24 protein-coding genes are annotated in these 26,243 nt (G+C 68.3%); 12 read left to right on the plus strand and 12 right to left on the minus strand.

What is annotated here, in order from left to right; genetic code table 11:
* Positions 1-38: 38 nt before the first annotated feature.
* Both ACFRKB_RS15520 and ACFRKB_RS15525 read right to left on the minus strand, forming a co-directional pair.
* Positions 39-2,579, minus strand: a complete 2,541-nt coding sequence (locus ACFRKB_RS15520; RefSeq protein ID WP_383106294.1) for a cation-translocating P-type ATPase — start codon at positions 2,577-2,579, stop codon at positions 39-41.
* A 222-nt stretch (positions 2,580-2,801) separates the two neighbouring features.
* Positions 2,802-3,095 carry a DUF2530 domain-containing protein gene (locus ACFRKB_RS15525; protein ID WP_383106295.1) on the minus strand — a complete coding sequence of 98 codons (294 nt, stop codon included), beginning with the start codon at positions 3,093-3,095 and terminating at the stop codon, positions 2,802-2,804.
* Between the two features lie 222 nt (positions 3,096-3,317).
* Between ACFRKB_RS15525 and ACFRKB_RS15530 the strand changes: the two genes are divergently transcribed.
* Positions 3,318-4,772 (plus strand): NCS2 family permease, encoded by a 1,455-nt coding sequence (locus ACFRKB_RS15530; protein WP_383106296.1) that lies wholly within the window; start codon positions 3,318-3,320, stop codon positions 4,770-4,772.
* Between the two features lie 55 nt (positions 4,773-4,827).
* On the opposite strand, the gene ACFRKB_RS15535 is transcribed toward ACFRKB_RS15530, so the two are convergent.
* Complete coding sequence (locus tag ACFRKB_RS15535) at positions 4,828-5,010, minus strand: type II toxin-antitoxin system TacA family antitoxin (RefSeq protein ID WP_326611748.1); 183 nt, start codon at positions 5,008-5,010, stop codon at positions 4,828-4,830.
* A gap of 158 nt (positions 5,011-5,168) precedes the next feature.
* Here ACFRKB_RS15535 and ACFRKB_RS15540 point away from each other — a divergent pair, with 158 nt between their 5' ends.
* Positions 5,169-5,609: a MarR family winged helix-turn-helix transcriptional regulator gene (locus ACFRKB_RS15540; RefSeq protein ID WP_383023075.1), complete on the plus strand. Its 441-nt coding sequence runs from the start codon at positions 5,169-5,171 to the stop codon at positions 5,607-5,609.
* A 347-nt stretch (positions 5,610-5,956) separates the two neighbouring features.
* The gene (locus tag ACFRKB_RS15550; RefSeq protein WP_383106393.1) at positions 5,957-7,282 is read left to right on the plus strand and encodes an MFS transporter; all 1,326 of its coding nucleotides are present in this window, start codon (positions 5,957-5,959) and stop codon (positions 7,280-7,282) included.
* Between the two features lie 54 nt (positions 7,283-7,336).
* On the opposite strand, the gene ACFRKB_RS15555 is transcribed toward ACFRKB_RS15550, so the two are convergent.
* Positions 7,337-7,933 (minus strand): Uma2 family endonuclease, encoded by a 597-nt coding sequence (locus tag ACFRKB_RS15555; RefSeq protein WP_383106297.1) that lies wholly within the window; start codon positions 7,931-7,933, stop codon positions 7,337-7,339.
* 113 nt (positions 7,934-8,046) lie between these two features.
* On the opposite strand from ACFRKB_RS15555, the gene thpR reads away from it, so the two are divergent.
* A complete protein-coding gene (gene thpR, locus ACFRKB_RS15560; protein ID WP_383106394.1) occupies positions 8,047-8,733 on the plus strand; it encodes an RNA 2',3'-cyclic phosphodiesterase in 687 nt (228 codons plus the stop codon).
* Between the two features lie 200 nt (positions 8,734-8,933).
* Here the strand turns inward: thpR and ACFRKB_RS15565 are convergent, their stop codons facing one another.
* Both ACFRKB_RS15565 and pip read right to left on the minus strand, forming a co-directional pair.
* Positions 8,934-9,923 carry an aldo/keto reductase gene (locus ACFRKB_RS15565; protein ID WP_383106298.1) on the minus strand — a complete coding sequence of 330 codons (990 nt, stop codon included), beginning with the start codon at positions 9,921-9,923 and terminating at the stop codon, positions 8,934-8,936.
* Positions 9,924-10,035: 112 nt separating this feature from the next.
* The gene (pip, locus tag ACFRKB_RS15570; RefSeq protein WP_383106300.1) at positions 10,036-11,043 is read right to left on the minus strand and encodes a prolyl aminopeptidase; all 1,008 of its coding nucleotides are present in this window, start codon (positions 11,041-11,043) and stop codon (positions 10,036-10,038) included.
* Between the two features lie 99 nt (positions 11,044-11,142).
* On the opposite strand from pip, the gene ACFRKB_RS15575 reads away from it, so the two are divergent.
* Positions 11,143-11,697, plus strand: coding sequence for a MarR family winged helix-turn-helix transcriptional regulator (locus ACFRKB_RS15575; protein ID WP_383106301.1), 555 nt, complete (start codon positions 11,143-11,145; stop codon positions 11,695-11,697).
* A gap of 91 nt (positions 11,698-11,788) precedes the next feature.
* On the opposite strand, the gene ACFRKB_RS15580 is transcribed toward ACFRKB_RS15575, so the two are convergent.
* Positions 11,789-13,336 carry a carotenoid oxygenase family protein gene (locus ACFRKB_RS15580; RefSeq protein ID WP_383106302.1) on the minus strand — a complete coding sequence of 516 codons (1,548 nt, stop codon included), beginning with the start codon at positions 13,334-13,336 and terminating at the stop codon, positions 11,789-11,791.
* A gap of 1,030 nt (positions 13,337-14,366) precedes the next feature.
* Between ACFRKB_RS15580 and ACFRKB_RS15585 the strand changes: the two genes are divergently transcribed.
* Positions 14,367-15,533 (plus strand): recombinase family protein, encoded by a 1,167-nt coding sequence (locus tag ACFRKB_RS15585; RefSeq protein ID WP_383106304.1) that lies wholly within the window; start codon positions 14,367-14,369, stop codon positions 15,531-15,533.
* Positions 15,534-15,599: 66 nt separating this feature from the next.
* On the opposite strand, the gene ACFRKB_RS15590 is transcribed toward ACFRKB_RS15585, so the two are convergent.
* On the minus strand, positions 15,600-15,827 hold the full coding sequence (locus tag ACFRKB_RS15590) for a hypothetical protein (protein ID WP_383106305.1): 228 nt from the start codon (positions 15,825-15,827) through the stop codon (positions 15,600-15,602).
* Positions 15,828-15,870: 43 nt separating this feature from the next.
* Positions 15,871-16,398, minus strand: coding sequence for a hypothetical protein (locus ACFRKB_RS15595; RefSeq protein WP_383106306.1), 528 nt, complete (start codon positions 16,396-16,398; stop codon positions 15,871-15,873).
* A gap of 909 nt (positions 16,399-17,307) precedes the next feature.
* On the opposite strand from ACFRKB_RS15595, the gene ACFRKB_RS15600 reads away from it, so the two are divergent.
* Both ACFRKB_RS15600 and ACFRKB_RS15605 read left to right on the plus strand, forming a co-directional pair.
* On the plus strand, positions 17,308-17,805 hold the full coding sequence (locus ACFRKB_RS15600; protein WP_383106307.1) for a phage terminase small subunit P27 family: 498 nt from the start codon (positions 17,308-17,310) through the stop codon (positions 17,803-17,805).
* A gap of 41 nt (positions 17,806-17,846) precedes the next feature.
* Positions 17,847-18,782 carry a major capsid protein gene (locus ACFRKB_RS15605; protein ID WP_383106308.1) on the plus strand — a complete coding sequence of 312 codons (936 nt, stop codon included), beginning with the start codon at positions 17,847-17,849 and terminating at the stop codon, positions 18,780-18,782.
* Between the two features lie 145 nt (positions 18,783-18,927).
* Here ACFRKB_RS15605 and ACFRKB_RS15610 read toward each other — a convergent pair whose 3' ends face one another.
* Positions 18,928-19,140: a DUF397 domain-containing protein gene (locus ACFRKB_RS15610; RefSeq protein WP_383106310.1), complete on the minus strand. Its 213-nt coding sequence runs from the start codon at positions 19,138-19,140 to the stop codon at positions 18,928-18,930.
* Positions 19,137-19,976, minus strand: coding sequence for a helix-turn-helix domain-containing protein (locus ACFRKB_RS15615; RefSeq protein ID WP_383106311.1), 840 nt, complete (start codon positions 19,974-19,976; stop codon positions 19,137-19,139). Before ACFRKB_RS15615 ends, ACFRKB_RS15610 begins: the two co-directional genes overlap by 4 nt.
* A 674-nt stretch (positions 19,977-20,650) precedes the next feature.
* Here ACFRKB_RS15615 and ACFRKB_RS15620 point away from each other — a divergent pair.
* Complete coding sequence (locus ACFRKB_RS15620; RefSeq protein ID WP_383106312.1) at positions 20,651-20,935, plus strand: hypothetical protein; 285 nt, start codon at positions 20,651-20,653, stop codon at positions 20,933-20,935.
* Between the two features lie 1,286 nt (positions 20,936-22,221).
* Positions 22,222-23,301 carry a WD40 repeat domain-containing protein gene (locus ACFRKB_RS15625; protein ID WP_383106313.1) on the plus strand — a complete coding sequence of 360 codons (1,080 nt, stop codon included), beginning with the start codon at positions 22,222-22,224 and terminating at the stop codon, positions 23,299-23,301.
* A gap of 23 nt (positions 23,302-23,324) precedes the next feature.
* On the opposite strand, the gene ACFRKB_RS15630 is transcribed toward ACFRKB_RS15625, so the two are convergent.
* Positions 23,325-24,101: a TetR/AcrR family transcriptional regulator gene (locus ACFRKB_RS15630; protein ID WP_383106315.1), complete on the minus strand. Its 777-nt coding sequence runs from the start codon at positions 24,099-24,101 to the stop codon at positions 23,325-23,327.
* An 89-nt stretch (positions 24,102-24,190) separates the two neighbouring features.
* Here ACFRKB_RS15630 and ACFRKB_RS15635 point away from each other — a divergent pair, with 89 nt between their 5' ends.
* Complete coding sequence (locus ACFRKB_RS15635; protein WP_383106316.1) at positions 24,191-25,327, plus strand: ATP-binding cassette domain-containing protein; 1,137 nt, start codon at positions 24,191-24,193, stop codon at positions 25,325-25,327.
* The gene (locus ACFRKB_RS15640; protein ID WP_383106317.1) at positions 25,324-26,163 is read left to right on the plus strand and encodes an ABC transporter permease; all 840 of its coding nucleotides are present in this window, start codon (positions 25,324-25,326) and stop codon (positions 26,161-26,163) included. Before ACFRKB_RS15635 ends, ACFRKB_RS15640 begins: the two co-directional genes overlap by 4 nt.
* Positions 26,164-26,243 lie beyond the last annotated feature (80 nt).

Raw genomic sequence — 26,243 nt, forward strand, 5'->3', positions numbered from 1 at the left:
CGCCGGCTCCGGGCCAGGGCCTGTCCGCTGGACAGGCCCTACGCCGGGTATCTGCGGCCCACCCACCGCCAGCAGAACTCCAGCGCCGCCGACGCCACCACCGCGATCGCGACCGCCGCCCACGGCATCGTCGTACCCACCAGCTTCAGCGCGAAGAAGTGCTGGAGCCATGGCACGGCCAGCACCACCAGGAACCCCACCCCCATCGACACCACCAGGCAGATCCGCCACCAGGTGTAGGGGCGCGCGACGATCGCCAGCACCCACATGGAGACCAGGAACAGCGTCAGCGTGGCCGCGCTGGTCTCCGCGTTCAGGGCGTCGGGGCCGGAGTAGTAGCTCCGGGCCAGCAGATACGTGGTGAAGGTGGCGATCGCCGCGATGATGCCCGAGGGGATCGCGTACCGCATCACCCTGCGTACGAAGTTCGGCCGGGCGCGCTCCGTGTTGGGGGCCAGCGCCAGGAAGAACGCCGGGATGCCGATCGTCAGCGTGGAGAGCAGCGTCAGATGGCGCGGCAGGAACGGGTACTCCACCTGGAAGCAGGCCACCAGGATCGCCAGCAGCACCGAGTAGACCGTCTTCGTCAGGAACAGCGTCGCCACGCGCGTGATGTTGCCGATGACCCGGCGCCCCTCGGCGACCACCGACGGCAGCGTCGAGAAGCTGTTGTTCAGCAGCACGATCTGGGCGACGGCGCGCGTCGCCTCCGAGCCCGAGCCCATCGAGACGCCGATGTCCGCGTCCTTCAGCGCCAGGACGTCGTTGACGCCGTCCCCCGTCATCGCGACCGTATGCCCGCGTGACTGGAGCGCGCCGACCATGTCGCGTTTCTGCTGCGGGGTGACCCGGCCGAAGACCGCGCCGGAGTCCAGCGCCTCGGCCATCTCCGCCCGCTCCGCGGGCAGTTGCCGGGCGTCGACCGTGCGCTCCGCGCCCGGGAGGCCGAGCTTTCCGGCCACCGCGCCGACCGAGACCGCGTTGTCGCCGGAGATGACCTTGGCGACGACGTCCTGTTCCGCGAAGTAGGCGAGGGTGTCGGCGGCGTCGGGCCGCAGCCGCTGTTCCAGGACGACGAGCGCGGTCGCGCGGGCCCCGTACGCGGCGTCGGGGGCGTCGAGCTCGCTGTCGGTGCGGGCGAGCAGCAGGACGCGCAGGCCCTGCTGGTTGAGGTGGTCGATCTCGGCGAGCGCGGGATCGTCGGAGGCCAGCAGCACATCGGGCGCGCCGAGCAGCCAGCGCGGGGACTCCCCGTCGGCCTCGCCGAAGGCGGCACCGCTGTACTTGCGTACGGAGGAGAACGGCAGCGCCTTCGTGACGGGCCACCGTCCGCTCTCGTCGCGGTAGGCGTCGATGATCGCCTGGAGGCTGGCGTTGGGGCGCGGGTCGGACTGCCCGATCGCGCCGAGGACCTGCCGTACGTACGTCACGTCCGCGCCGTTCAGCGGTCGCAGCTCGCGGACGTCCATGCCTCCCTCGGTGAGCGTGCCCGTCTTGTCGAGGCAGACGACATCGACGCGCGCCAGCCCCTCGATGGCGGGCAGCTCCTGCACCAGGCACTGTTTGCGGCCGAGCCGGATGACACCGATCGCGAAGGCGACGGAGGTCAGCAGGACGAGCCCCTCGGGGATCATCGGGACGATGCCGCCGACGGTCCTGGCGATGGAGTTCTTGACGTCGGTCTGCTGGACGACGAGCTGGCTGACGATCAGGCCGAGGGCGGTCGGGATCATCATCCACGTGACGTACTTGAGGATCGTGCTGATGCCGTTGCGCAGCTCGGAGTCGACCAGCGTGAAGCGGGACGCCTCCTCCGCGAGCTGCGCGGCATAGGCGTCGCGCCCGACCTTGGTCGCCCGGAACGCGCCGCCGCCCACGACCACGAAGCTGCCCGACATCACCTGGTCGCCGGGGCGTTTCAGGACCGGATCGGCCTCGCCGGTGAGCAGCGACTCGTCGACCTCGATGCTGTCGGCCTCGACCATCTCGCCGTCGACCACGACCTTGTCACCGGGGCCCAGCTCGATGAGGTCCCCGAGGACGATCTCGCTGGTGGAGATCTCGGCGGAGACGCCGTCACGCCGTACGGTCGGCTTCGCCTCGCCGATGACGGCGAGTCCGTCGAGGGTCCGCTTGGCGCGCCACTCCTGGATGATGCCGATTCCGGTGTTCGCGATGATCACGAAGCCGAAGAGGGTGTCCTGGATCGGCGCGACGAAGAACATGATCACCCAGAGCACGCCGATGATCGCGTTGAAGCGGGTGAAGACGTTGGCACGGACGATCTCGGAGAGTGAGCGGCTGCTGCGGACCGGGACGTCGTTGACCTCACCGCGGGCGATATGACGCGCGACCTCGGCGGCGGTCAGGCCGCTGTGGCGATCGCTGGGGCGGGGTGGCCGCATGGGGTGTACGGGGTCGAGTTCGGCGCCCGCGTCGATGGCCGGGCCGGTGCGGCCGGGTGAACCGGCCGCTCCAGTGGGGTCGGTCGGGTCGGTCGGGCCGTGAGATCCGCGGCCGTGCGGCTCGGGGCCATGGGGCTCGGGGCCGTCGGTGTCGATCTTCGCCCGCTGCGTCATGGTTCCGACGGTACGGCCGGTCGGGCGCGTTCACCCGCCGGCCGGGGAGAAGATCCGACCCGGGGACGAGGCGGATCGTCCCCAGGCAGTACGGGGAGCGGGGCCGGGGTGCGACTTTGGCCGGGCTCGGTCGGGGCCGGGCCGGGGGTCCTGTTGTCAGGGTGCCGCCGTCAGGGTCCCGTTGTCAGGGTCCCGTCCTCAGGGTGCCGGCCGGGGAACCGGTCAGGGGGTGTCGTCGGGGTCCTCGGCGCCGGCCGCCTTCCGCGCCGCCGCGCGCTTGATCGCCGCGTCCCGTTTCCGTACGTACCAGATGCCGATGAGCCCGAGGCCGCCGCCGGCGAGGCAGGTCCAGATCCACCAGGCGTGCCCGTGGTCGCTGAACCAGCCGTAGAACGGGAGCTGAAGAAAGAAGAGGGCGAACCAGATGATCGTGCCGCCCGTGATGGTGCCGACGACCGGCCCCTCCAGGGGCTCGGGCGCCGCACGCCGGGGAGTTCCCGTCCAAGAACCGGTCATGCCCGTCAGTCTATGCGGGGTCGACAGGGGGTCGCGGAGGCGGGCGGTGCAAGGGTCTACGCGCGGAGATAGCGATCTTCGACTTATGTATTCATACTGAAACGGTTTCTCGCTGACTTGATTTATTCGTCTGAATGTCCAAGGCGGGCTGGATTTTGTTCTTTCCTGGCCCGTCCTGCCCTGTCCTGTCTGCCCCTGCTCGTACGACGACTGAGGTTCCGCATGCCCCCCTCGGCCACCGCTCCGGTCGATTCCGATGCCCAGCCGCCGACCCCCGGTCGGCCGTCCGGCGGGCTGGACCGGTTCTTCAAGATCTCGGAGCGCGGCTCCACGGTCGGTCGTGAAGTACGCGGCGGCTTCGCCACCTTCTTCGCGATGGCGTACATCATCGTGCTCAACCCGATCATTCTCGGTAGCGCGAAGGACATGTACGGGCATCAGCTCGACAACGGTCAGCTGGTCACCGCGACCGTGCTGACCGCGGCCTTCTCCACGCTGCTGATGGGGGTCATCGGCAATGTGCCGATCGCCCTGGCGGCCGGCCTCGGCATCAACACCGTCGTCGCCCTCCAGCTCGCCCCCAGGATGAGCTGGCCGGACGCGATGGGCATGGTCGTACTCGCCGGTTTCGTGGTGATGCTGCTGGTGGCGACCGGTCTGCGGGAGCGCGTGATGAACGCCGTGCCGCTCGGGCTGCGCAAGGGCATCGCGATCGGTATCGGCCTCTTCATCATGCTGATCGGTCTGGTCGACTCCGGCTTCGTCTCACGTATCCCGGACATCGCCCACACGACCGTGCCGCTCCAGCTCGGCTCCAACGGGCATCTGCACGGCTGGCCGGTCCTGGTCTTCGTCCTCGGGGTGCTGCTCACGCTCGCGCTGATCGTCCGCAAGGTGCCCGGCGCGATCCTGATCTCCATCGTGGCGATGACGGTCCTGGCGATGATCATCGACGCGGTCGTGAAGGTGCCGAGCTGGGGTCTGACGACCCCGAAGTGGCCGGGCAACCCGGTCTCCACCCCGGACTTCGGTCTGATCGGGGACTTCAGCCTGTTCGGCGGCTTCGAGAAGGCCGGCATCCTGACCGGGGTGCTGTTCGTCTTCACCGTGCTGCTGTCGTCCTTCTTCGACGCGATGGGCACGATCCTCGGCGTCGGCGACGAGGCCAAGCTGATGGACAAGCAGGGGAATCTGCCCGGTATCAACAAGGTCCTCTTCGTCGACGGCATCGCCGTCGCGGCCGGCGGCGCGTCCTCGGCCTCGGCGAACACCTGCTACGTGGAGTCCACGGCCGGTGTCGGCGAGGGGGCGCGGACCGGGCTGGCGTCCATCGTCTCGGGTCTGCTCTTCACGGTGGCGCTGTTCCTCACGCCACTCGCGACGATGGTCCCGTCCCAGGCCGCGACACCGGCTCTGGTGGCGGTCGGCTTCCTGATCCTGGCCGGTTCGGTACGGGACATCGACTGGAGCGACTACACCATCGCCGTTCCGGCGTTCCTGGCGATGGTGATGATGCCGTTCACCTACTCGATCACCAACGGCATCGGTATCGGCTTCATCAGTTTCAGCGTGCTGCGGCTGGCGGCCGGGCGCGGCCGTGAGGTGCCGGTGGCGATGTATGTCGTCTCGGCGGTCTTCGTCTTCTACTACGCGATGCCGGCGCTGGGCCTGACGTAGGCGCCTCGTTTCGGGCCTGGCGCAGCCGCCTCGGTTCGGGCCTGGCGTGGCCGCCTCATTTCACCCCGTAGAACTTCTCCGTCTCCTCGACGGCCGACTTGAAGCGTTCGTCGAAGTCGTCGCGAATGAGCGTCCGGACCACATAGTCCTGGACGCTCATTCCGCGTATGGCGGCATGCCGCCGGAGCCGGTCGAGCAGCTCACCGTCGATCCGCAGGCTGAGCACTGTCGATCCCATACGCACCAGCCTCGGGCCCGTACGCGCCCCGGCGCGTCACTTTCCGCAGCGCTCTCACTCGTACGGGTGATCCTCCGCATGATCTTTGCGCCCGCGCATGAGCGGGGTGCGTGCATCCCGGTGGTATTTAGAATGGGTAATGAGTTACCCTAACAAACATGCCTGACCTACCCCACGGCGACGAGAACGAAGCCGCCGTGAACTCTCTTCGCTCGGCCGTCATGCGGCTGGGCCGGCGCCTGAAACACCAACGTGTCGACGAGTCGCTGAGCCCCACCGAGATGTCGGTACTGGGCACCCTGGCCCGCTGCGGTTCCGCCACCCCGGGCGAGCTGGCGCGCAAGGAGCACGTCCAGCCGCCGTCGATGACCCGCATTGTGGCGCTGCTCGAAGCGAAGGGTCTCGTCAGGCTCGAGCCGCACCCCGACGACCGTCGGCAGAAGGTGGTCAGCCAGACAGAGCGGGCCGAGGCGATGCTCGAAGAGAGCCGTCGCAAGCGCAATGTCTGGCTGGCGTCCCTCGCTGAGGGCCTGGACGATGACGAGTGGGCGAAGCTGCGCGCTGCCGCCCCCGTACTGGAAAAGCTCGCCCACTTGTAATCCGCGCGCTGTTAGGAGGCGAACCCACTTTGAGTACGGGATCCGGAGCAGACTCCGCCCCCGCACCGAAATCCACCCACGACCTCACCACCTCGGACAGAGCCACCCCACGGCCCTCGCAGCCCTCGCAGAGCCCCACTTCGCAGAGTCCGGCTTCGCGGACTCCGGTCACGCCGAGTCCGGTTACGCCGAGTCCGGCTTCGGAGGGCACGGCCCCGGAGAGCGCGACTCCGCAGAGCGCGACTCCGCAGAGCGCGACTCCGCAGAGCGCGACTCAGGACAGCGGTCCGCGCGACAGCTGTACATCCGACAGCTGTGCATCTGACGGCGGGACAGCTGACGGCGAGATATCCGACGGTGAGATACCCGACGGCACGGCCGTCGAGCGCACGACCGGCGGCGGGACCTTCTCGTCGCTGAAGATCCGCAACTACCGGCTGTTCGCGACGGGCGCCGTCGTCTCCAACATCGGTACGTGGATGTCCCGGATCACCCAGGACTGGCTGGTCCTCAGCCTCACCGGCTCATCTGCGGCCGTCGGCATCACGACGGCTCTCCAGTTCCTGCCGATGCTGGTCTTCGGCCTCTACGGCGGCGTCATCGCCGACCGCTACCCGAAGCGTCAGCTGCTGCTCTTCACCCAGAGCGCGATGGGCCTGTGCGGCCTCTCGCTCGCCGTCCTGACGCTCTCCGGACATGTCCAGGTCTGGCACGTCTATCTGATCGCCTTCCTGCTCGGCATGGTGACGGTCGTCGACAACCCGAGCCGCCAGTCCTTCGTCTCCGAGATGGTCGGCCCCGACCAGCTGCGCAACGCGGTCAGTCTCAACTCGGCCAACTTCCAGTCCGCCCGGCTCATCGGCCCCGCCGTCGCCGGTGTTCTGATCACCACGGTCGGCAGCGGCTGGGCCTTCATGCTCAACGGTCTGTCCTTCCTCGCCCCGCTCGCCGGACTGCTGCTGATGCGCCAGCACGAACTGCACAAGTCCGTCCGCGTACCGCGTGGAAAGGGCCAGCTCAGGGAGGGACTGCGCTATGTGCGCGGCCATCCCGAGCTGATCTGGCCGATCGTCCTGATCGGCTTCATCGGCACCTTCGGCTTCAACTTCCCGATCTGGCTGACGGCGTACGCGCACGAGGTCTACGACGGCGGTGCCGGGCTGTACGCCTTCTTCAACATCCTGATGGCGGCCGGTTCCCTGGCGGGCGCCCTGCTCGCCGCCCGCCGCGGCTCCAGCCGGCTGCGGCTGCTCGTCCTCGCGGCGATGGCCTTCGGTGTGCTGGAGATCGTAGTGTCCTTCTCGCCGTGGGTCTGGCTGTTCTCGCTGCTGCTCCTGCCCATCGGCATGCTCGGCCTGACGACCAACATCAGCGCCAACACGAGCGTCCAGATGGCGGCGGACCCGGAGATGCGGGGCCGGGTGATGAGCCTCTACATGATGGTCTTCGTCGGCGGCACCCCCATCGGCGGCCCGCTCCTCGGCTGGGTCACCGATACGTACGGCGCCCGCGTCGGCTTCGCCACGGGCGGCGTGGTCTCGCTGCTCGCGGCGGCGACGGTCGGTCTGATCCTGACCCGGGTGGCGGGGGTACGGCTGAAGGTCGACCTGCGCGGCGGACGCCCGCATGTGGCGTTCGTGCCGAGGAAGGAGCAGCTGGCGACGGCCGCGTAGACGAGGGTGGTCCGGACCGATGAACTTGGGTGCGGACCACCATAAGTCGCGGTGTCAGCGACGGGGGAAGTCGTCAGTCTGCAATGTCAGGGCTGAGCCAGAGATAGTGAGGTCGATTTCCATGCCGAAGGTGGCGGTCAGTTCGCCCGTGTACTCCCCCTCCTTCGGATCTGTGTAGACGTGGCACCTGCCGGTGTACGGATCCGCGATGACGTAGACGGGGATGCCGGCCGTGGCATACACGGCCTTCTTCGGGCCGTAGTCGTTCGCGGCCGTGTCCTTCGAGATCACCTCGGCGATGAACTCCACGTCCGCGAAGTCCCATCGGCCACGCGGATCCTGCTGTGCGTCAGCGGCCAGCTTGACGACGTCGGGGCAGAACCCGTTCAAGTGTCCGGGAAAGTCGAACCGCACGTCGGACTTCACCTTCGCGGACCTGCCGAACGTGTCATCCAAGGCCCACAGAAAGCGCCGGATGATCTCCCAATGAGTGTCCCGCTGCGGCGACATGTAAATGGCCCCCCCGACGATCTCGACCTTGTATCCCTCGGGGACGGGCATTTCTTCGAGCATCTCGAACATCTTGTCCAGAGTCAGCTCGTTGCTCTCCTCGGCCATGGCGATCCTGACGGTCTCTACGACGGCGGTCATCCTGGCGCTCCTCCCCGCTGCCGCGAGGATGCGGCAGCCGCGCAGTACAACGATACGCACGGTGACCGGGTTACGTACGGTTTCGTACGGCTGGGAGACTCGGCTTCATGAGCATGAGACTGTTCGCCGCCGTACTGCCGCCCCCCGAAGCCGTCGAGGAACTGGCCCGTGCCGTGCACCGGCTCCGGGGGCTGCGCGGCGCCGACGGGCTGCGGTGGACCGAGCGCGACGGCTGGCACTTCACGCTGGCCTTCATGGGAGAGGTCGAGGACGAGCTGCTGCCGGAGCTGACCGAGCGGCTGGAGCGGGCCGCGCGGCGTACGGAACCGTTTCCGCTCCGTATTCATGGGGGCGGGCACTTCGACGGGCGGTTCCTGTGGGCCGGGGCCGCCGGGGGAATCGGCGAGCTGCGCCGCCTCGCGGAGCGCGCCGACGCGGCGGCGCGGCGGGCCGGAGTGCCGATGGAGGAGCACCGCCACTACCAGGCGCATCTGACACTGGCGCGAGGCCGTGGCGGCCGTAGCCGCCGTGGTGGCCGCGGCAGCCGTGGTGGCCGCACGGATATGACCGACAGTGCTGTGACCGACAGTGCTGTGGCCGGCGGCGCGGATCCGGCCCGCCGGGCGGATGTGGACCTGCGGCTGTACGCGGAGGCCCTCGGCGGGTTCGAGGGCACGCCGTGGGAGGTGGCCGAGCTCGTGCTCGTACGCAGCCGGCTGCCGGAGAGCGGGGTGCCGGGGGAGCAGCCGCGGTACGAGGCGGTGGCGCGCTGTCCGCTGGGCGGTGCGGCGTCCGGGTAACCCGGGGGTCGGTGCTGTCACACCCGGCCGTTAACCTCGACCTGTGGACCCCAAAACCCGGAACCGCATCATGGCGGGCGTGCTTGTGCTGATGTTCGCGATCATCGCTGTGGCGGCCGCGGTCGGTTAGTCACCGGCCGCGGCCGCCCCTGGACACGCCCTGGCCGCGTCGCGGCCCTGGTCGTGGCGTCGTCGGCGTACTACCAGGCGAAGGCCTCCGGCGCCGGCCCCGGGCCCGGGAAGATCTCGTCCAGCGAGGACAGGACCTCCTCCGACAGCTCCAGCTCGACCGCCCGCACGGCCGACTCCAGCTGCTCCAGCGTCCGCGGGCCGACGATCGGGCCCGTCACCCCGGGCCGGGTGAGCAGCCAGGCGAGCGCCGCCTCGCCGGGCTCGATGCCGTGCTTGTCCAGCAGGTCCTCGTACGACTGGACCTGCGCGCGGGTGCTGGTGCTGGCGAGCGCCTCGGCGGCACGGCCGGAGGCGCGCCGTCCGCCCTGCACCTCCTTCTTGATCACGCCGCCCAGCAGACCGCCGCTCAGCGGCGACCAGGGGATGACCCCGAGGCCGTACTCCCGCGCGGCCGGGATGACCTCCATCTCGGCGCGGCGCTCGGCCAGGTTGTACAGGCACTGCTCACTGACCAGGCCGTACGAACCGAGCCTGTGGGCGGTCTCGTTGGTCTGGGCGATCTTCCAGCCGGGGAAGTTGGAGGAGCCCGCGTAAATGATCTTGCCCTGCTGGATCAGGGTGTCGATGGCCTGCCAGATCTCGTCGACCGGGGTGTCACGGTCGATGTGGTGGAACTGGTAGAGATCGATGTGGTCGGTCTGGAGCCGCTTGAGGCTCGCGTCGACCGCGCGGCGGATATTGAGGGCGGAGAGCTTGTCGTGGTTGGGCCACGCGTCGCCGTCGCCGCCCATGTTCCCGTAGACCTTGGTGGCCAGGACGACCTTGTCGCGGCGGTCGCCGCCCTTGGCGAACCAGGTGCCGAGGATCTCCTCGGTGCGGCCCTTGTTCTCGCCCCAGCCGTAGACATTGGCGGTATCGAAGAAATTGATGCCCGCGTCGAGCGCGGCGTCCATGATCGTGTGACTGTCGGCCTCATTGGTGAGCGGGCCGAAGTTCATCGTCCCGAGGACGAGTCGGCTTACCTTGAGTCCGGTGCGTCCGAGCTGCGTGTACTTCATGACTCCACAGCCAACGCGTTCGAGCGCACTCGAAGCAACCCCTGCTGGTCCTTGTGGCCGTCGCGGACCGGCGCAGCCCGGCGTGGCTCGGCTCGGATCAGCTCGGCTCGGCTCAGCTCGCGAACGCGTCGAGCCCCGCCCGTACTTCGCGCCGCTCCGCCGCGCTGCCCTTGTGCCCCGCGTCCTCGATGACGATCAGCCGGGCGTCCGGCCAGGCGCGCGCCAGCTCCCAGGCCGTACCGAGGGGCGCGCTCAGATCGAAGCGGCCGTGCACCAGTACGCCGGGGATCCCCGCCAGCCGCCCCGCGTCGCGTAGCAGCGCGCCCTCGTCGAGCCAGGCGCCGTGCGAGAAGTAGTGCGCGCAGATCCGGACGACGGCCCGCCGGGCGGCGAGTTCCCGCCCGCCGAAGGGGTGCGCGGAACCGTGCGGCTCCATGGAGAGTACGGCGTCCTCCCAGGCGCACCAGTCGGTCGTGGCCCGCTCCCGTACGGCCGGGTCGGGATGCTCCGTCAGCCGGGCGTAGGCGGCGACGAGATCGACGGTGCGCCCGCCGCGCTCGGCCTCGGGGACGCCCGCGCGGAAGCGGTCCCACTCCTCGGGGAAGATCTGTCCGACGCCCCCGTACAGCCAGTCGATCTCCGACCGCCGGGTCGTGGTGACCCCGGCGATGACGATCGCGGAGACGCGTTCGGGGTGCCGCTCGGCGTACGCCAGGATCAGCGTCGAGCCCCAGGAGCCGCCGTACAGCAGCCAGCGGTCGATCCCCAGATGGATCCGCAACCGCTCCATGTCGGCGATGAGGTGGTCGGTGGTGTTGTGGCGCATGTCGGCGGCCGGGTCGCTCGCGTGCGGGGTGCTGCGTCCGCAGTTGCGCTGGTCGAACAGGACGGTGCGGTAGCGCTCGGGGTCGAAGAACCGCCGGGAGCGCGGGCCGGCTCCGGATCCGGGGCCGCCGTGGACGACGAGCGCGGGCTTGCCGTGCGGATTGCCGCAGACCTCCCAGTGGACGAGGTTGCCGTCGCCGACGTCGAGCATGCCGTGGTCGTGGGGCTCGATGGGCGGGTAGAGCGGATCCGGGGACTGGGGCTGGTCCTCGGGCTGGTTCTCGGCTCGGGGCATGGGGTCGGCTCCCTGGGTGCGGCGCGCGGGGCGATTCGTTCGGTTCGGTGATGCCGACGCCGACCCTATATATACAACAGCACTGTTACATTTTCTTTTATGACGTCGGACAGCTGCCATCCAGATCCATCGGCCCGCCGCCCACCGGGTCCCGAACTGCTCGGGACCCGGCTGCGGCATCTCCTCGACCGTCTCGAAGCCGGTGTCGAAGCGGTCTACACGGATCTCGGGATGGACGGTTTCCGCCCCCGCTACACCCCCGTCGTCCGCGCCCTGGCCGCCGCTCCGGGGCCGTGCTCCATCCGCGAACTGGCCCAGGCGACCGGAGTGACGCACTCCGCGGCGAGTCAGACCGTCGCGCAGATGGCCAAGGACGGCTTGGTCGTCCTGGCTCCGGGGGACGACGCCCGGCGGCGCATGGTCCGGCTGACCCCCCGGGCGGAGGAGCTGCTTCCGGCGCTGAACGCCGAGTGGGAGGCGACCGCGGCCGCGGCGGCGGAGTTCGAGGCGGAGCTGCCGTATCCGCTGAGCCGGCTGATCGGCGAGGCGCTGGAGGCGCTGGACCGCCGCCCGATGGGGCAACGGATCGCGGACCGGGCGGCGTTGGGTCAGGGCCCCGCCTCTGGCGGCCCGGTCCCGGATGCGGGGGGCTGACGGGCGGCGGGGCGGCGGGTGACCCGGAGGGGCGGTTGCGTGGTCGCACGGTCGCACGTTTGCGTGGTTGTGCGGTCGCGTGATCGTGCGGTTACGCGTCGGGGACCCAACTGCCGTGGAAACCGAGGGGGACCCGTCCCGGCAGATGGATCCGGGCGACCGGCTCGCCGGTGAAGTCCTGTGCGGCGAGGATGACCAGGTCGGCCGCGCCGCGCTCGGGATTGTGCACATAGGCGAGCGCGTAGCCGTCGTCCTCGGCGCGGGTGTCCTCGGTGCGGGTGTCCTCGGTGGCGCGGGGTTCCGTCCGCGAGGGTACGAACACGGCCTCGCCCGCAGCCGCGTTCCGGGGGAAACGGTGCACCTCGGTGGTGCCACGGAGCAGATCGTGCTTGATCAGGGCGTTGCTGAAGGCACGGTCCGGCGGCACGCCGTCGACCGTCAGATACGCCTGCCACATCGCCCCCGCCGTGGCGGAGTACGCGTAGCGATGCCGCCGGGACACCAGCACCTCGTTGACCCGCGGGAACTCCTGCGGACGGTCGTCGAGACGTCGCGTACGCACGCGGCCGTGTGCCAGGTCGATCGTCCAGCGGTCGAGGGACGGGGTCCCGAGCGCGGTGGGACCGCCGGAGCCCCGGCCGGCCGTGAAGAAGGGCGCCGGCATGGTGGTCAGATCCACGACCACGGACGAGCCCTCGTCGTAGGCGTTCAGGGTGTGCGAGTAGAAGAGGGACGGCACCTCGAACCAGCGGATCCGGCCACCGGCCCGTGGCATCACCCCGACGCGCGCCGGGTGCCGGTCGTTCCAGACGTACGGGACGGGGGCGCCCGCCCCGGCCGCGACGGGATCGAAGGTCACCGGCATGTCGAAGACGACCACGTGCTTCTCGGTCAGGGCGAAGTCGTGCATCATCGGGCTGTCGGCGACCGGGATCCGCGTGGTCCGTACGACCCGGCCTGTGCGGTCCACGACGAGATGCCGGACGTGGTCCCACGTCGGGTAGTACGCGATCGCGTGCAGCTCGTCGGCTCGCGCGTCGAACTTGGTGTGCGCGGTGAACGCGCCGCTCAGCGTTCCGCCGAAGTCATGCGTGCCGATGGTGTTCAGCTCGTCGTCGAGTTCGTACGGCAGCGCCCCGCTCTCCTGCATCGCCAGAACGCGGCCCTTGTAGGGGATCACGTGGGTGTTGGTCGCGAAGTCGCCCTCCGGAACCGGACCGTCGTACGGCTCGCCTAGCTTGCGTGCCACGGCGGCCGACCGTATCCAGCGGTTGCGGTACCACTCGGCGCGGCCGTTCCGGAGGCGTACGCCGTGGACCATCCCTTCGCCGAGCATCCAGTGGTGCGCCACGGGGTCCTCAAGACCGAGGGGGTTGGGGCCGTTGCGCAGATAGCGACCGTTGAGCTCGCGGGGGATGCGGCCGGTGACGGGGAGATCGAAGGCGGTGAGCTCGTCGGCTACGGGCGCGAAGGGGCCTTCGAGGAAGGGGCGGGTGGGTTCGGGAATGGGTGTGGCGGTCGCGGTGGTAGCGGCGGCTGCCTGCGCGCCGAAGGGTGGCCCGCCGTGCAGGCCGATAACCCCTCCGGCGGCTGCTACTGCCGCGCCGCGCACGATGTTCCGCCGAGTCCGGTCGGTCATGGTCGATCCCCGTCGTCTGTCTGGTTGTGGCCGCTGATCAGCGGCGTGACACCCAGAAGTCTCCGACGGAACACACCCCAGGTCAGGAGGCCTGGCCCCCGGACGGGGGTGTTGCTGAGCCCCGGATGGGGGCGGGGTGGTGGGTGGGCAGGTGGATGGCTGGTCTGCGCGGGAGTGGAGTGGGGCGGCCCGGCACCGGCTCAGCGTCTTGCCCCCGTGGACGGCTGGGTTTCCTGCCCCGCTGGTGGCGGTTGGTTGTCGGGTGGGGGTGAGGACCGAGAGGTATCCGGGGTGGGCCGGGGGGTGTGATGGCGGGTGGGGGCCGCCCCTCAAGGCTTCAGTTTCGCGGTTGCGGGTTGGGCGTCAAGGGCGCTCCTTCGTCGCGTCGGCTGCGCCGATTGCGCTGCGCTTCACCTTTGACTCCCAGCCCTCCACCGCAAGTGCTGCTTTGAGGGGGGCGGCCCGGGGGGAGGGGTCCCCGGAGGGGATCCGTGCAGGGGGACGGTCCTTTGCCGACTGCTGGCCGGTGGGGTGGGGGCGCGGGAGTGGAGTGGGGCGGCCCGGCACCGGCTCAGCGGGCAGGTGTGGGTGGGTAGTTGGGGCTCATGCCCCGCTGGTGACCCGCCATTGCCGGGCACACCTGCCATCCGACCCGTATGTCCCACTTTGTGGGCCCTTTCGGGGCTCCTCCGGTCGGTGATGCGTCCCGCTGCCAGGAAACCTGGCTCCACCGCACATCACGGCCCTCCAGACGCCCACTGGCCGCCTCACCCGTCACACCCGCCCCACCACCCACGCACCCCCACCAGCGGGGCATGAATCCCAGCCCCGCACATACGAACAGCCGCTGAGCCGGTGCCGGGCCGCCCCACTCCACTGGTGCGCAGCCCCGCAGGGCCCACCGGCCAGCAGTCGGCAAAGGACCGTCCCCCTGCACGGATCCCCTCCGGGGACCCCTCCCCCAGTAGGTCCAACACTCTGGGACTTGCTCGGGTAGCGGGACGTTTCCGCTGGTCACAGGGGGTACCCCATGGCGACAGCCACACCGGTCAAGGCGCGCAGGAAACCTCTGGTCTCCCGAGAGACCATGAAGAAGACCACCGAACGGGTCACAGACCCTGTCCCTGCCGCATGCGACAACCGCCCCGAAGTTGACCTGTTGCTCAGAAAGTCCAAGGTCGTCCGCGAGGGGGAACGGGCCCTCTCCATCCGCGCACAGGAGGAGCGGGGCCGTGCGTGGGCCGATGAGAACGGCTACCGCGTCCGCAAGGTGTGGAAGGAGAACCTGTCTGCCTGGTCGGACGTGAAGCGTCCGAAGTACGACGCGGCCATGGACGCCGTACTGAACGGTGAAGTGACCTGTCTGTGGGTGTACGCGCTCGACAGGTTCAGCCGCAAGGGCGCCGAAGCGGTCGTGCCGATCCTCGGCAAAGCCCGGGTGATCTTCGACTACGAGCGTCTTGACTCCATGGACGAGCGGGACCGCCGATGGATCACCGACCGTGCCGAGAACGCACGTGAGTACTCACAGCGCCTGTCACACAACGTCCGCAGCACCAAGGCCAAGCAGCGCAACGAGGGACGCTGGCTCGCACGCGCCCCGTTCGGCCTGGTCGCCGACCCCGCCACGCGCAAGCTGTCCCCGGACCACACCCCCTACATCTGCCTGGCCAAGGGCAAGCGGGAAATCACGCCGTGGGAAGTAGTCGTGCGCATCTACACGGGGATCGCCGAGGGCATGTCAGCGCGAGCCATATCCCGCGCGTTCAACGCCGAAGGGATCGTGTCCGCCACGGGTAGGGCATGGACCGGTGCGACCATCCGGGCCGTCCTCGTGCATCCGGTCTATGAGGGGTGGCTGACCCTCACGAACGCGGGGAAGGTCCCGGCGCACTACCTGAACAGCATGGGCGAGCGGGTCCGCTGTGTCACAGACGATGTCCTGCCGCAGATGATTCCCGCCGGTCTTGCCGCACGGGCCCGCCGGCTCGTCTCCGGACACCAGATGTTCAACACCGCCGAGCCCCAGGCAGGGCGCCGGGTCCACCCGCTCACAGGGCTTCTGCGGTGCGCGGACTGCGGGCACGCGATGTCCTTCGGCGGCGGGTCCTACGAGTGCCAGTACTACTCAGGCGGCGGTGCGTGCAACAAGCCCGCATCTGCTTCCCGGTGTTGTGCCACGGGTGCCACGGGCTGAAGACGAGCACGGAGTTCGGGGCCGTGCGCGGGCGGGAACTCAAGTAAGTCCCCGCCCTGGCACGTCTCATTCGCGGTTGCCGAGTTCCTTTCGCCGACGAGCCCGTTCCTGCTCATACTTCTGGGCCCTCTTCTGCTCGCGCTGTCGCTGCCACTCTCGCAACAGTTCCTTGCGGTGGACGGAGGATTGCGGCCACATCGCGCGGACGAAACGCGGAATACCGAAGACAACAATTCCGAGAACCGCCACACCCAACACGGCCCACCAGGGAGCCGTTTCCGGCAGATTGAACATGATGCTTACTAAGCCTTCCGACCTGACACGGTCGGCGAGCTACCTAGGCAGCCAGTACGGCGCTCCCCAGCGCACAACTGCTTTGGCGCCCGCCCCGGTAGATGCTCACGGGGAAAGCAGGGTTCGGACCTCGGGGTGCGATCTGCGGTGCGGAATCGAGCGGAACAGGCTTCCACGCCGGTATGTCAAAGGTGGCAGTGCGGCCCAAGAGTCGCGAGAGAAGTACAAGCAGCACACGCGCAAGCATCTGTAGGAGCTGCGCACTCGACTCGGCGAGCGCATCAAGGAACTCGCGGACATACGCGCGTCGTTCGGTGCTAGTCGTGGCGTGACGCAGACCCCAAGCAGCGCGCCAAAGCTGCTTACAGGCTCTCTCGCGTGTGCCCTTCGCCACGAAGATCAACGTGGGCTCTTCGTCAGCAACCCACATGCCGTCGAGGTTCTTCGCCAACGTGGCTACGTAGGAGAAGAGTTCGAAGATCCGGTCGCGCCCCGCAGAATTGGCCAGCACCTCGTCAAACCGTGCCATGAGCCGGAGTTCGGACGGGCTCAGCTGATCGTCCTCTTCCATCACACCCCCCTTCATCGATCCCTCTGACTCTACCGGACGGGGCTGGCAGGGCGCGAAGCCCAGCAATGCTCTGCCCGCTGACCACTCACGGAGGTGATCCCCCGTGCCTCGGCGACCCCGCCCCTGAGCGGTAAGAATCACCGCGACGTGAGCCATGCCGCGAGTCCGCTTCCCGCGGCCGTGGCGAGAGCTGCCACCAGCCACCCGGGGACGCGCTGGATAGTCAAGTGCAGCCCGCCGCAGCGGAGTTCGAAAGCGGGCGCTGTTGCCTTGTCGTTTGCCATGACCCAAGACCAACACGCTGAATGCGTCGTTACCAGTATTCCGCCGGAGTCCCGCAGGAGTCCCTTTCATGTCCGTGTGACGACAACTCCCATCCCGCGATGTAGGTGATCCCCCTTGCCCCGCAAGCCCCGCCCCCCCGTGCTCTGTCCCCGGGTGTCCCGAGCTGACCACGGGTGGCCGGTGTGCGGCCCATGAGAGGGGAGCGACCGCGCAGCGTGTGACACCTGGGACGAGCGCGTACGGGCGCCTTTGGCCGCGCATCCGCAGCGCGTACCTGTACACGAACCCGTGGTGTGTGCTGTGCGGTCGTAGCGCGTCGGTTGCCGACCATTTCCCGCTGTCGCGAAAGCAGCTGCTCGCACAGGGAGCCGTGAATCCGGACGCTGCGAAGCATCTGCGTCCGCTGTGCACGTCGTGCCATAACCGCGAGACCGCACGCAAACAGCCTGGTGGATTTGCTGCGGAAGCGCGTTCCCGTCGTGAATCCGGCGAGCGTCCGTCGTTCTGACCAGGGCGGGTGCCCCCTTCCCCTCCTGAGATTGCACGTGAGGGAGGAGAAAAACTCTCGCCGGAGCTGTAGGAGTTTTTGGGCGCCCTTTTGAACCAGTAGGAAAGTGGGAATTCGTGGCTGACCGATACAGACCCGCATCCGCCATGCAGCGGACACGCGAGGGAAACCCGTCAAAGACGCCGATCAAAGAGGGAGTGGTAATCCCTCGCGCGATCCTTGCCGAACCGGACTGGTCCGGAGTGTTCGCGCCCTCGCCGTTTGCCGAAGTGGAAACGGCCAACGCGCGATGCCGGGAAGTCGCATCGCAAGAATGGCGGCGCGTGGTTCCGGTGTTGGAAGTCGCCGCCGGTATCGGCGAAGTGGACCACGCGACCGTCAAAGATCTGTGCGTATGCGTCGCCCGTATCGACCAGGCGGAGCGGGACCTTTCAGAGCGCGGGCTGATGGTGACCGCAGAGCGCGGAACGGTGAAGAACGGAGCGGCCACCATTGCAGCGCAGTACCGGACGCAGCTTGCCCGGTACATCCGCGAATTGGGTCTCTCGCCGAGTGCGCGAATCGCAATTACAGCGCCGGAAGCCGATGATGAGGATTCGGGTATCTGGGATTGATCGCCGACTCGTCAACCACACTGAAGACAGGAGAAACAACTATGGCTCTTACGCTCGCTGAATCAGCCAAGCTCACTCAGGACATGCTCAAGCTTGGCGTCATCGAAATGTTCGTTCAGGAATCGCCGATCCTCGATCGGCTGCCGCTTATCGACGTCCAGGGGAGCGCGTACAAGTACAACGAAGAATCCAAGCTTCCGGGTGTTGCCTTCCGGGCTGTGAACGAGGCATACCCAGAGAGCGTTGGTGCGGTTAATCAGCGGATTGAAACCCTTGCCATCCTCGGCGGTGATGCGGATGTCGACAAGTTCATTGTTCAGACGCGAAGCAATCTCAATGAACAGCGCGCCATTCACACGCACATGAAGATCAAGGCTGCATCAATTCACTTCTCCGATCAGTTCTTCAACGGTGACATCATGGTCAACCCGAAAGGTTTCGACGGTCTCCGAAAGAGGCTGATCGGATCACAGGTGGTCGATGCCGGGGGGACGTCCCCCGTGGCGGATGGATACGCGTTCTTTGATGCGCTGGATTCCCTGGTCGGTCGGGTTCGCGGACTCAGCGGAGCGAACGGAGCCATCTATACCAACAGTGAGATAATCGCCAAGATAAAGTCTGGATTCCGGCGACTGGGCGGCAGTGAACTCCTCATGAGCGAGATCGGGGGAAAGCTTGCTCCCACATGGAACGGGATTCCCCTCCTGGACGCCGGCCAGAATCTCGACGGTACGGACGTGATCCCGCTTACGGCTGGTGAGGACGGTAAGGAGACCAGCGACATGTACGCCGTCCGTTTCGGCGCTTCCGAGGCGGACACCGGGGTAACCGGTCTCACCAACGGCGGGATTCAGGCAACCGATTTGGGCGAGGCCCACGAAAAGCCGGTCTACCGAACCCGGATTGATTTCTATTGTGGACTCGCCATGTTCGGCGGTAAGGCTGCCGCTCGCCTTACCCGAGTCCTGAACGGCTGATCGCCACACAGAGCCCCCGTACTTGTCTCCCTCAGGGGGCGAGTGCGGGGCTTTTCGCGTATGCGGAAATGGCAACTAGAAGCCCCGCCGCTCCGGAAGAGAACGGCGGGGCTCAACTTGGGGCGCACGGGGTACCGGTACCGCATCAGACAGTGTCGAGTGTGCCCGCCTTGATGCCCGCCACGAACGAGGTGAACGCACCAGCGGGAACGTTCAGCATGGGACCGCTGAGGTTCTTGGAGTCGCGGATGGGGACCACGCCGCGCGAGACTACGAGGTTTGCGGCAACCTCGACGCAGTTACCGCCGTTGTTGCTGTAGGAGGATTTGGACCAGCGGGGGGATTCGTCGGTCGTCACGGGGTGCCCTTTCGTACCTCGTTGATCATGGCCACGGATGCCGCCTGCGACAGCGCTTCAGCCTCTAGTTGATGGTAGGCCGTCAACATGGGGAGAACAGAGGCTGGCTCACGATCCAGGTGTCCTTGCGCTTGAGACTCGGCGTAGGCGACGACTGATCGGTCCGGGAGCGTCAGCAAGTTGACCGGCAGGTCGAACGTGCGGCGCTCGCCTATGTTGAACGGCGCGATGTGTAGCACTGTCGTGGGACGAGCAGCGAACTCGACCAGTCGTTCAAGCTGAGCGCCCATGATCTCGTGTCCGCCGATGGGCCGTCGGATGCAACTTTCGTCCATCACCACGAACACCATGGGTGGACGATGCCGCTCCAGCGTCTCTTGCCGCTCCGCCAGGAACGAGACCCGCTCTGCTGCTTGCTCGGGAGTGATCGCGCCCCGCTTGACGGCACTGTCAGCCAGCACTGACGCGTAGTCCGGTGTCTGGAGCAGGCCCGGGATGATTCCAATTTCGTACAGCCGTATCTCTGCTGCTCGCCCCTCGTACCCGACGTACTCCGGGAACCCTTCCAACAGCGAGCCGTGCCGCATCTCGCGCCACTCGCGTTCGAACGAATCGGCCGTATCCCCTGTGCCGAACACGAGATCGAGCTTGCGTGAGAAGGGGAGGGTTGGCGGCTTGCGGCCAGTTTCAACAGCCGAAATATGCTGGCTGGAATATTCCACGTTCGCGGCTAGCTCTTCTTGGCTCCAGCCACGACCCTCGCGCAACCTGCGCACACGGGCGCCAAAGGCCGCTCGTGGGCTGCTCTCAGGGCTTAACTCCTTGCGGTTGACCATGCTGCCTGCAACCCCTCCTTCACTTCTGACTAGTTGAAGGGATTCTGACTCTAGGCCAGTCTGGCGCACCCCGGTAGTGGAACCGCTACGGAGAGGAGCGGACGTGACTGAGGAGCGCACCTTCCTTAAGCCCCGCCGCAGTGAGCGGGAGGCGTGGCTCAGTCGGTGGGCCCTGTACCCCGCTGGTGTTTATCGAGGCCCCTACGCTCCGCCCACACCGACCAGCCTGAACGCGACTCTTGCCGGTCTGGAGAGGTTGTCTGCTGTGATCCGAAGTGAGGAAACGACCGCTCCGGCCGTTCCGATGCCGAACCTTGAGCCCGTGCCCGTACCCGAGTGCGTGATCTGCAACGCGGCGCACAACGGACGTACTTCAAGCCGAGCGCGCAGCGACATGGCAGGCGTCCGGAAGTACAGCGAGATCATCTCGGCCCACCCGCACCGGACGGCGGAGCGGTGAACGCCGATTCCCCGGAGGGGGCGGACCTGGCCCCGGCATCAGCCCTAGCATTCCCGCCGTGCGAGTGCGGAATCCCGGAGTGCCCCGTGCCTGTGCCCGTGGTCTCCGGTGAGCCGGAGCACAGCCGAGCGGACGACGACAGCCCGACCATGCAGCGCATCCGACGCCAGATGGCCAAGGAGAACGCGGAGCGTAGGCGCGGGGGCTGGTCCTGATGGCAGCGAAGCACCCTGTTGCCAAACCCCCGCGCAGCGTCCGGTACACGCCCGCTTTCGGCAGGCCGAACGACATTCTCATCGGCGCGGTGATCTTCGACCGGGACTACGACATGCCCGGCACCGTGAGGAACGTGGACGGGCCCTTCATCGAGCTGGAGCGGCCCACGGGCCTCATCTGGCGCGTCCACTACCGACGGCTGCGCCCGGCAACCGCCTGGGAACAACGGCAGCTGGTAGCGGTCGGAAAGCTGCACGCGATACGGCAGAAGGGCACGTCATAGGCTCCCCTCCCCTGCCGATGGCCGCCCCGTGCGCCCCAACGCACCGGTCGATCCGGCAGGGGAGGGGGCAAGCACCAGGGAGCGAAAGGGCCCCGCAAGGCGCTGACCCTGGACCCCTGTCCGGCCATGAAGCGCGTGGGGTGCTCATCGGCCGGGCAGGGCGAAACGGCCCCGCCTGTCTGCGTTCCCTTCCCCGGCCCGGCAGACAGGCGGGGCTCTCAACAGGGCCCGTTCCAACGTCCGTTGAAACAGCAGAACAAGGAACCCCGGCGAGTGCTGGTAACACTCCCGGGGCCGTGGACGACATCACTTTGAGGAGCTGTCGCCGTGCGCCACTCTATTGCGCGCGCCTTCGTGGCGTGCCTTCGCATCATCCTTGCCGCGCTGCTGCCCGCCACCGGGAACCGGCGCGCCGAACCCATAGCGGCCCCCGCACAGCCATGCGTCCCGACTGCGGGTCCCTGGACCAAGCCGTGGACCGGGCCAAGCTCGGCGGACGCCCGCGCCATCTTCCGCGCCGAAGAGACCATGCCACTCACACCTCTACAGCGGGAACGCCGCTTCGCCGTCGAGTTCGCGGCACGGGGAGTCGAGTACCCGTACAGATACCCCGGTGACCAGTTCTCCGCCCTACACAGGAGCGCATGACCACGGCACAGCGGGCCACATAGCCCCGACCTGAGACAGCAGACCAGCCCCGTTCGGCCACGCGCCGGGCGGGGCATTTCCATGCACTGACCTGGTGATTTCCCCACTCCCAGGGTGTACGGTCTACCCCCGGGCCGCCCCCCTCAAAGCAGCACTTGCGGTGGAGGGGCGGGTGTCAAGGGTGGAGCGCAGCGCAATCGGCGCAGCCGACGCGACGAAGGAGCGCCCTTGACGCCCAACCCGCAACCGCGAAACTGAAGCCTGAGGGGCGGCCCCCACCCGCCATCAAACCTCCCGGGTCACCCCGACTACCCCTCGGCACGAACCCCCACCCAAAAACGAACCGCCACCAGCGGGGCATGAGTCCCAACCACCCACCCCCATCAGCCCGCTGAGCCGGTGCCGGGCCGCCCCACTCCACTCCCGCGCCCCATCCCCCCACCCGCAGACTGGAAGTGAACCGGTCTTCATCCGGGCGCCGGTCGACCCGCAGCTCGGGGCGGAGTCCGCGCGGTCGCCTGAGCCCCGGACCCGTCGCCCGAACCGTTGCCCGAGCCGGCGTCCGGGGCTTGTCCGGAACGTCGGCCGGACGGGCCATCCCGACCAGCCGGCGCCGGCGGGGATGGCAGTCTTATTGAATGCGTTCGCTTCCGTGCCACCCCGGCCCGCGCGTCTCCGGTGCCGTCGCCATCGCCCGTGCCCTCGCTGTCGTACTGCTGACCGCGGCCTCGGCGGTGGCGTTCGCGCCCGCCGTCACCCCTGCCGCCGCGGCCGACGGGGCGCCCGACCAGAGCTTCACGATCAAGGACCCGAGGATCACGGAGTCCAGCGGACTCGCCGCCAGCCGAGCCCACCCCGGCGTCTACTGGACACATAACGACAGTGGCTATGGGCCCCAGATCTATGCCGTGGACTCCAGGACCGGTGAGACGGTCGCGACGCTTACCCTCGAAGGCATCGGCAAGCCGCGCGATGTAGAGGCCATCTCCATAGGTCCCGATGGGAACGTGTATGTCGGCGATATCGGCGACAATCTGAACGGCACCTGGGATCACGTGTGGATCTACCGCTTCCCCGAGCCCAAGGAGCTCAAGGACGCGACGGTGCGCGCCACGCAGTTCACCGTGAAGTACGCCGACGGGCCGCGTGACGCCGAGTCGATGATGGTCGACCCCAAGACCGGTCGCGTCTATATCGCCTCGAAGAACGAGGACGGCGGCGGGCTGTACGAGGGCCCGGCCGAGCTGACCTCGTCCGGGACCAACACCTTCCGGCGGATCGATGACGTGCCCTGGGTGACGGACGGGGCGTTCTCGCCGGACGGGAAGGAGCTGGTGCTGCGCTCGTACTTCAGCGCGCGTGCCTACGTGTGGCAGAACGGCCGGCTGGGCAAGGATCGCCGGATCAGCGCGCCGCTCCAGCGGCAGGCCGAGTCGGTGACCTACACGGCGGACGGCAAGGCGCTGATGTTCGGCACCGAGGGCGAGCAGAGCGGGGTCGTGCGGGTGGACCTGGACAAGGACACCGGCGGCTCGTCCTCCGGCGGCAACTCGTCCTCCGGGGGCGGGAATTCCTCGTCAGGCACGGGTGCGGACGGGGGTATGGCCGGCAACGCGGACGGCGGCGGGACCCAAGGGAACGCCACCCTCGGCGCGATCATCGTCATCGGTGGGGCCGTACTGGTCCTCGCCTTCAAGCGCATGCGCCGGAAGGGCTGAGGCGGAGCGCCGGCCGCCTCGCGTCATCCCGCCGTATCCCGCTCCGCCGCGCGTCGTTCGACCAGTACCTCCAGGCCGTCGAGGATCCGCTGGAGCCCGAATTCGAAGTGGTCGAATTCGGGGCCGAACGCCTCCTCGGACAGGGAGGCCATGACCGGATACACCCCGCTGTTCATGGCCCTCGACAGCACGGGCTCCTGCGCCTGCCAGAACTCCTGGTCGGTGATGCCCGACCTGTTCTCCGCCTCGACGGCATGGACATGCGTACGGGCGACCCCGGTGACATAGCCCTCGATCATGATGATCACCGAGATCAGCTCCGGGTCGCTCAGCCCCATGCCCTTGATCGCGGAGAGCGTCTTCTCCAGCCCGCTGACCGTGTTCGGGCCGAGGACCGGCCTGGCCTGGTTCACGGAGAGCAGCCAGGGGTGGCGCTGGTGGAGCGCGAGCGCGGCGCGCGCCATCGCCTCGGCGGCGGGGCGCCAGCCGGAGCCGGGGGTGAGGCTCGCGGTCAATGTGGCCGTCTCGCCCTGTACCTGGTTCAGCATCAGATCGATCAGCTCGGCCTTGCCGGGCACATACCGGTAGAGCGACATGGTGCCCGTGCCCAGCTCGGTGGAGAGCCGGCGCATCGAGACCGCGTCCAGGCCCTCGGCATCCGCGAGAGCGACGGCGGTCGTGATTATCCGGTCGAGCGTGAGGCCGGGCTTGGGGCCGCGGCTGGGGCGTTCGCCCGATCCCCAGAGGAGTTCGAGGCTGCGCGCGACATTGCCGCTGCCGGTCGATTCCGTCGATGTCATGGGCTCAGCGTAATCCCCTGGAAAGAAAATGAGTACGGCGTACTCTGATGTGGGTACGCTGTACTCAGTTGATCGGCGACCGATGACCGATGGCTTGCCTGGGAGGGGCTGTGAACGAACATGCCGTGCTGGCGGAGGCGGTTCAGAAGAGGTACGGGGAGAAGGGGCGGTTCGGGAAGAACGGGAAGAACGAGGGGAAACGGGAGAGGACGGGGAGCGGTGGGGGGCCGGGGGAGAGACGAGGGAAGTACGCGCTCGACGGCTTCGACCTCGCCGTGCGCAGAGGCACCGTGCACGGGCTGCTCGGTCCCAATGGCGCGGGCAAGACCACCGCGGTCCGTGTGCTGGCGACCCTGCTGCGGTTCGACGGCGGGCGGGCGGAGGTGGCGGGCGTCGATGTGGCGCGCGATCCCCGGGGGGTACGGAGCAGGGTCGGCCTCGCCGGGCAGTACGCGGCGGTGGACGAGATCCTGACCGGCCGGCAGAACCTGGAGATGTTCGGCCGTCTCTTCCACCTGGGCTCGCGGCGGGCGGCGCTGCGCGCCGGTGAGTTGCTGGAGCAGTTCGATCTGGCGGAGGCGGGCGGCAAGGGCGTCGGCGAGTACAGCGGTGGGATGAGGCGGCGCCTGGACCTGGCCGCGTCGATGATCCTCGCCCCGCAGGTCCTCTTCCTCGACGAGCCGACGACCGGGCTCGATCCGCGCGGGCGCGGTGAGGTCTGGGACGCGGTCCGTGCCCTGGTGGCGGGGGGTACGACCGTACTGCTCACCACGCAGTATCTGGACGAGGCGGACAAGCTCGCCTCGCGCATCACGGTCATCGACCAGGGGCGGGCGATCGCGGACGACAGCCCCGCCGAGCTGAAGAACACCGTGGGCGGTGACCGGATCGAGGTCGTGGTGGCGGAGCACGCGGACATACCGGCGGCGGTCGAGGCGGTGGCGCGGGTGGCCGACGCGGCGGTGGAGACGGACGACGCGGCCCGCCGGGTGCACGCGGCGGTGAGCGACCGGGTGGCCGCGCTGACGGAGGTGGCGCGCACGCTCCAGGACCGGGGGACGGCGGTGGAGGACATCGGGCTGCGCAGACCGAGCCTCGATGACGTGTTCCTCCGGCTGACCGGGCGCCGTACGGGAGTCGACGCCGGCCCCGGCTCCGACACCGACGCGGACGGGGACGGGGACGGGGACGTGGCGACCGACATGAAGGAGGGGGTGGCGGCATGAGTGTCGCGCTGGACCGGGAGACCGGGAGCGACTACGGAAGCGGCCATGGCCGGGCGTACTGGGCGGTGGCCGACTGCTGGAATGTCGTGCGGCGAGGGCTGACGCACTACCAGCGCCAACCGGTCTATATCGTCTGGCAGCTGGGCTTTCCGATCGTCTCCGTGCTGCTGTACGGGTATGTCTTCGGCAGCGCCATGAGAGTGCCGGGCGGGGGCGACTACCGGGAGTTCCTGATGCCCGGGATGTTCGCGATGACGATGGCCTTCGGCTTTATGAACACGGCGGTGGCGGTGGTCACCGACAGCACCAAGGGGGTCATCGACAGGTTCCGGTCGATGCCGATGGCCCCGTCGGCGGTGGTCACGGGCCGGGGAGTCGGCGATCTGCTGACGGCGATGGCGGAGCTGCTGATCCTGGCCGCGACGGCGTTCGCGATCGGCTGGCGGTGGGACAGCGGGTTCCCGGGCGCGCTCGGGGCCTTCGGGCTGCTGCTGCTCCTGCGCTTCTCGCTGATGTGGGTGGGGGTATGGCTGGGCCTGCTGGTCCCCGGCCCGGAAGCGGCGGGGAACCTCTTCGTGGTCGCCTTTCCGCTCACGATGATCTCCAGCGTCTTCGTGGCGCCCTCGCTGATGCCGGACTGGCTGGGCACCGTGGCGGCGTGGAACCCGGTCTCCTCGACGGTGACGGCGACGCGGGAGCTGTTCGGCAATCCCGTGGCGAGCGGCGGCACCTGGCCGGAGGAGCACGCACTGCTGCTGTCGGTGGCCTGGCCGGTGGCGCTGACGGCGGTCTTCATACCACTGGCGGTACGGAGGTTCCAGCGGCTGAGCAAATGAGATGAGCTGCGGGGGCGCATGCGTCGGGCCCCGGCGCCAAGTGCGTGCGCCGGGGCCCGGGAAGCGACGTTCCGGATCAG

It is taken from the genome of Streptomyces scopuliridis (assembly GCF_042790125.1).
Lineage (GTDB): Bacteria > Actinomycetota > Actinomycetes > Streptomycetales > Streptomycetaceae > Streptomyces > Streptomyces scopuliridis_A.